Source organism: Rhodopirellula sp. UBA1907, assembly GCF_002337565.1.
Classification (GTDB): domain Bacteria; phylum Planctomycetota; class Planctomycetia; order Pirellulales; family Pirellulaceae; genus Rhodopirellula; species Rhodopirellula europaea.
This window is the reverse complement of sequence record NZ_DDGH01000086.1, coordinates 1-5,873: the sequence shown is the minus strand read 5'-3', so window position 1 is coordinate 5,873 and position 5,873 is coordinate 1. Positions and strand designations below refer to the sequence as shown.

Annotated in this window: 3 protein-coding genes; all 3 read right to left on the bottom strand. The window is 54.5% G+C overall.

The features are described 5' to 3' along the window. Nucleotides 1-2,960, bottom strand: a 2,960-nt coding sequence (locus B2R17_RS19075; protein WP_286765218.1) for an efflux RND transporter permease subunit, incomplete at its 3' end; no start/stop codon positions are given. A gap of 120 nt (nucleotides 2,961-3,080) precedes the next feature. Continuing rightward, nucleotides 3,081-5,450 (bottom strand): efflux RND transporter periplasmic adaptor subunit, encoded by a 2,370-nt coding sequence (locus tag B2R17_RS19070; RefSeq protein ID WP_286765217.1) that lies wholly within the window; start codon nucleotides 5,448-5,450, stop codon nucleotides 3,081-3,083. A gap of 151 nt (nucleotides 5,451-5,601) precedes the next feature. Next, a partial coding sequence (locus B2R17_RS19065; RefSeq protein ID WP_286765216.1) for an ISAs1 family transposase occupies nucleotides 5,602-5,873 on the bottom strand: 272 nt, incomplete at its 5' end.

Here is a 5,873-nt window from a genome sequence, read left to right as displayed (position 1 = left end):
GGCTTGCCGACGATTCGGTCCGCGATCACAGCAGACGCCTGAATCGTCGGCACCTGCTTTAGAAAGCCCTCAATTTGCAAGGCAACTCTTTCGATGGTTTCCAGGTCCGGACCTTTCACCTTCATGCCCATCGGGGCACGCATCCCACTTTGCAGCATGACGATACGAGCGGCGATCGGCTGCAGCTTCGGTGCCGATGTTGTGCCGGGTATATCCGCGGCCTCGGTGATCTTCTCCCAAATATCGTTGGGTGATTTGATTTCGTCACGCCACTGTCGAAACGGTTTGCCATGAGCCTCTTCGATCAACTCTCCATTCTCATCGCGGACAAAATCACCTGTTTCATCGTCATAGCGAAATTTCAGACGGTTTCCGTTGGCGTCCGTTTTGTATTCAGATTTGTAAGAAATGAAGGTTTCGATCATCGAGATGGGAGCTGGATCGAGGGGGCTTTCCGCGCGGCCGATCTTCCCGACCACGGAATCGACTTCCGGAATCGAAATCAAAAACTTGTTTTGTAGTTGCAGAACGTCCATCGCTTCGCCGATCGAAGCGTGAGGCATCGTTGTCGGCATGTACAGGAACGATCCTTCATCCAGCGGCGGCATGAACTCTTTGCCGAGGCCCGGCAGGGTCTCCGTCGCAGCAGTCCAGGGCTTCGACGCACGAATGGTTGATTCATCCACTCCAACAACAGAGGCTGTCCGAGGAATAAACGAAAAGACTTTGTCGAACCCGAGCCAAGCACACGCACCGAATAGCAGTAGTGTGACGGGCAGCGAAAGAAACATCAGCTTGTGGTTCAGGCACCACCTCAGCAGAGGCTCGTAAAGAAAACGCTGAAAGATTGTAAAGAAGCCGAGCAGTCCGCCGATCAAAAGACCGACGAACGTCAAGTTGCGGATCATTCCCTTCTCCGGCCCCAGCGGGAGCCAATGCTCGGTCAACAGGAAGGCAACAACAAGCACGGCGATGCCGCTAGCTGCATAGGGACCATGCTTTTGCCACTTTTCGGGAATTCGTGACTCGAAGAGCTTGTACGCACCCAAGCCGATCAAAATTGCACCAACCCACCACGAGATCATGAACATCGCCAGGACCCCAGCCGCGACTAGCGATAGCATCATGATTCGTCTCAACGAGCCGGCTTTCATCCGAGCACCCATCAACACGTGTGCAGCCGGTGGGATGATCGTGAGAGCCACGATCACTGAGGCGACCAATGCAAACGTTTTGGTGAACGCCAAAGGCCGAAACAGCTTTCCCTCGGCGGCAATCATCGTGAACACGGGAAGGAAGCTGACGACGGTGGTCGATACAGCGGTGAGAACTGCACTCGCGACCTCGTGGGATGCACGAAATATCACATGCGCCCGATTCTCTGACGGATCAGCCTCGTCCAAATGTTTCAATATGTTTTCGCAAAGGATAATTCCCATATCGACCATCGTCCCAATCGCGATCGCAATGCCGGACAACGCAACAATGTTTGCGTCAACGCCAAATGTCTTCATGGCGATAAAACACATCAATACTGCCAGCGGCAGCAATGCGCTGATGAGAAACGAACTCCTCAAGTGCAGCACCATCACCAGGATCACGATAATGGTGACCAGGATTTCTTCGGAGAGAGCTGTGTTGAGCGTTCCGAGCGTTTCGTAAATCACTCCCGTTCGGTCGTAGAACGGTACGACTCGAACTTGGCTAGTCGTGATCCATGTCGGCCACTGCTCGCGTGGTTTGCTTCGTAGATGCTGCACCCACGGATCGAAATCGGGTTTCGCACCGCTTATGTCTGGTAAGCCGTGTTGATCGGCATAGGCGTCGACTTGTTCTTTGGTCGTCCGCGTGTAGTCGACCACGACCTTCGTCGGTAGCCCGGGAGAAATCTCGGTGATTTTCTGTTTGACGTTCTTGATGGACTCAAGAGGATTGAATCCATATCGAACGGTAACCACTCCGCCCACTGCCTCAGCGCCAGCTTTGTCCAGTGCTCCGCGTCTCAGTGCCGGACCGAGCCGAACCTCGGCCACATCTTTGATCGTGATCGGCACGTTATCGGAGACTTTGACGACAGTCTTCTCAATGTCTTCGACGTTCTCGATGAAGCCCAATCCACGGATAACGTATTCCGCTTTATTCAACTCGATCGTTCGCGCACCAACGTCAACATTGGTCATACGAACCGACTGAAACACGTCGGCCAATGATACATTCGCGGCCCGCATCGCGTCTGGGTCCACGTCGATCTGGTACTCCTGGACAAAACCACCAATGGACGCGACTTCACTGACGCCTTCGGCCGACGTCAACGCATAGCGAACGTACCAGTCTTGGAGAGTTCTTAGTTCATCGAGGTCCCAACCGCCGGTCGGGTTGCCATCGGGATCATGACCTTCGAGTGTGTACCAGAGAATCTGCCCCAACGCAGTTGCGTCTGGCCCCAATGCGGGCTGGACTCCTTCGGGCAGCGTGCCCGCAGGCAGGCTGTTGAGCTTTTCCAACACCCGCGAACGGGACCAATAGAATTCGGCGTTCTCGTTGAAAATGATGTAGATGCTGGAGAAACCAAACATCGAGTAGCTGCGGATCGTCTTCACTTCGGGGATGCCGAGCAGCGCCACCGTCAGTGGGTATCCGATCTGGTCTTCGACGTCTTCTGGACTGCGCCCCATCCACTCCGTGAAAACGATCTGCTGGTTTTCGCCGATGTCCGGAATTGCATCAACGGGAACCGGATTGCGTGGAAGGTCACCCACCTTCCAATCAAAAGGAGCAACCATGACACCCCAAGTCATGATCGCCAAAACAAGCAGCGTTACGACCAGCTTGTTGTGAATGCAGAACCAAATGATGCCACCGAGAAGCGTTCGACGGTTCGTGTCTACATCTGGAGCAATCGCATTGAGCGAATCGGATTCAGTCTCGGAGGCGAGGGTGTTATCAGGGGTTTGTGACATTCGTTGTGCACTGTCTTCTAGTTGACGTTTCTACCCCGATACCTCCATGCAAATTCGGTTGGCTCGGGCTGGGTTCATGTTGCTTCGTTCATCATCAAGTCGAGAACTCGAAGATCGACGTTAGCCGTGGTTGTGTTTGTCGTGTTCGCCGCTACCGGGCGGTGGAGCGGTGATTAGCGGCGCGACTTTGTCGGCGCATTTGAGCATCGAGCCTCCGTAATAGGGATTGCGAACAGAGTCATTGCTCTGCAGCCAAGTCGCTCCACGGCCATCAAACGCCATCGGGCAATGCAGTTCAAACAATTGATTGCCGCTATGGAATCCAAACATGCGTTGGATCGTGATTAACTCATCAGATAGCAGTGCAAACGCGGAACGCATCGCTTCCAAATCGGTCGCCTTCGCTAGGCGAGCAACAATCGACGAGAGGCTTCGTGTCTCGGCTGCCCATCGCTTCGCGACCACGTCATCAAGACCGCTCGCGTCGATCGAATTGAGGCTCTGATGCAATTGCTCGACACCACTGGCAGCCGTATCGACTTTGTCCGATGCCAACCCATCTGCGATCGCCAAATACGCGGGCAACAAACGATCTAACTGTTGTCGAAAAGCCATCGGCACATCAAGCGTCTCCTCAGGCATCTCATGCCCGGCATGTGAAATCCCGAACATTTTCTGTAGCCGCATCGCATGCTCCTTGGTCACCAAAGTCACGCGATCCGCATCTTGCAAGCTTTGAATGTCTTGCCCTTCGACCGAGTCGTTTCTCAGCAACATGGCAAATTCCTGCCATTGGGCTGCCATATCGCCCGATAGCGTGTTTCCGTCCACGGCCGCAACTCGCTGCCCCACCGTTGCAAAGGCTTCACGGATTTTGCTCAGCTCTGCCTCCTCGATGGCGGCTTCAACTGACTTAACGGATTCCAGAACTGCCAGCATCTGTTGGCTCACCTTGGGCGGCAGTGACATTTGCGAGTGGTCCGTCATCGCGTCACCCTCACCCTTTGGCATCGCGTCACCGCCATGATTGTGACCGCCGCCACCTCCACCGCCTGAGGGCGTCATCATGGATGGCTTGGCGGAGATTTGCAGAGCGCTGTCGAGTTTGAAGTTGCCATTGGTCACGACCAATTCACCTTCCTTCAAACCGGATTTGACAAGGTAGTAATCTCCGGCGCGAGGGCCTAAAACGATCTCGCGCCCCTCGTAGGTTGGTTCTTCCGCGTCAGGAACCTGGACGTAAACAATCGCACGAGTCCCGGTCAAAAGGGCGGCCGACACGGGAATCACAAGCGGCTTCGCCGTATCACTTGGTTCTGCAGTCACGTATCCAAGGGATTCTGCACGCACCAACGGCATTTTGCAGATATCGCAATTGCCTGGTTGGTCTTTGACAATTTCGGGATGCATTGGGCTGATCCATTTGCCAGCCAACGATGCATCCAACACGCGGCCACCGGCTGCGATTTTAGATCGAACAATCGCCCGCACGAACATCTCTGGCTTCAGTCGTCCATCTTCGTTCGACACGTTCACGCGGACCTTGACGGTACGGGTGTCCTTGTTCAAAACCGGGTCGATAAACGCGATCTGCCCCTTGAAGACTTCACCCGGGTAAGCCTCCGTCGTGAATTCAACTTCCTGCCCGTACCGAAGCCAGGCGAGATCAGACTCATATGCATCCATTTGCACCCACAGATGACTCAAATCTGCAACGGTATAGATGCGATCGCCAGTACGAACGCGGTCACCTTCCTGGCGGAGTTTCTCTACGACAATTCCGCTAGCTGGTGAGTAAATCGTTAGGTGCTCGGTTGGCTTGCCGCGTTGTTCGATTCCCTGGATTTGCTCTTCGGTAATTCCCAGCAACCGCAGCTTCTCGCGGGCGGATTCTGCTAGGTCGATCGGTTTGACGAAACGAGATGACGAACGGCCAGCATTGGACTCGATCGCCGCGATCAATTCCTGTTGGGCCGTGTACAACTCTTCGCTGTAGATGTACGCCATGTGATCACCCTTGTTGACTTCGACGCCAGTGAAGTCGACGTACAGCCGATCCAGCCGCCCAGAAACCCATGCGGTGATATGCGCCAGCCGCGTCTCGTCATACTCAATCTTCCCGACCATCCGCACATCAGCAGTCACATACTGACGTCCTACCGGAACCGTCTGAATGTTCATCAGCTTCTTAACGTCCGCGTTGATCGAAACAGTACGAACGCCGCTCGCCGACTTCTTCACAGGCACCAGATCCATGCCGCAAATGGGACAGCTACCGGGCCCGTCACGCCGAATTTGAGGGTGCATCGAACAGGTCCAGATTGCCGGTGCATTCGATGCTTGCTCAGCCACAACGCCTTGGGAACCCGCTGACGAGTCCGACGACGATGGTCCTCGCAACCACCAAGCAAACGCAAAGCCGATCACCAAGAAACCGACAGCCTGGACGAGCCAGGTGTTGTCACGAAGTTTTTGAAATACGGGTTTCATCCGTTGTCCCTAGAAAATTGAATTTGCATTTTGACGGCGATCGGTGGTCAAGTCTGTTTAAACCACCTGACCAGTGCCGTGACTTCTTCTTGGTCCTTCACGCCGACGGCGGTAACACTCCGTGGGCCCTCCAGGGCGATTGCACGGGGAATCACGGGCTGAAAACGACTTTTTCCATGTAGCTGTCGTCCCATCCCGCAGTGAGGCGTTTGTTCTTCACGCCACACTTGGCTGTCTTCTCTTGTTTTAGCAGACTGAGTGCGGTTCGCCTCAGCGTGCTGAAGTTCTCATCCCCATGCCCCTTGCGGATTCGACATTGGTCTTCCCCGAAGGTCACATCAAGCTGCCAGTGGCAACTGTTTTCAATTCCCCAGTGACCACGAACCGCACCGGCGAATTTTTCACCAGGCAGCATCTTACTCA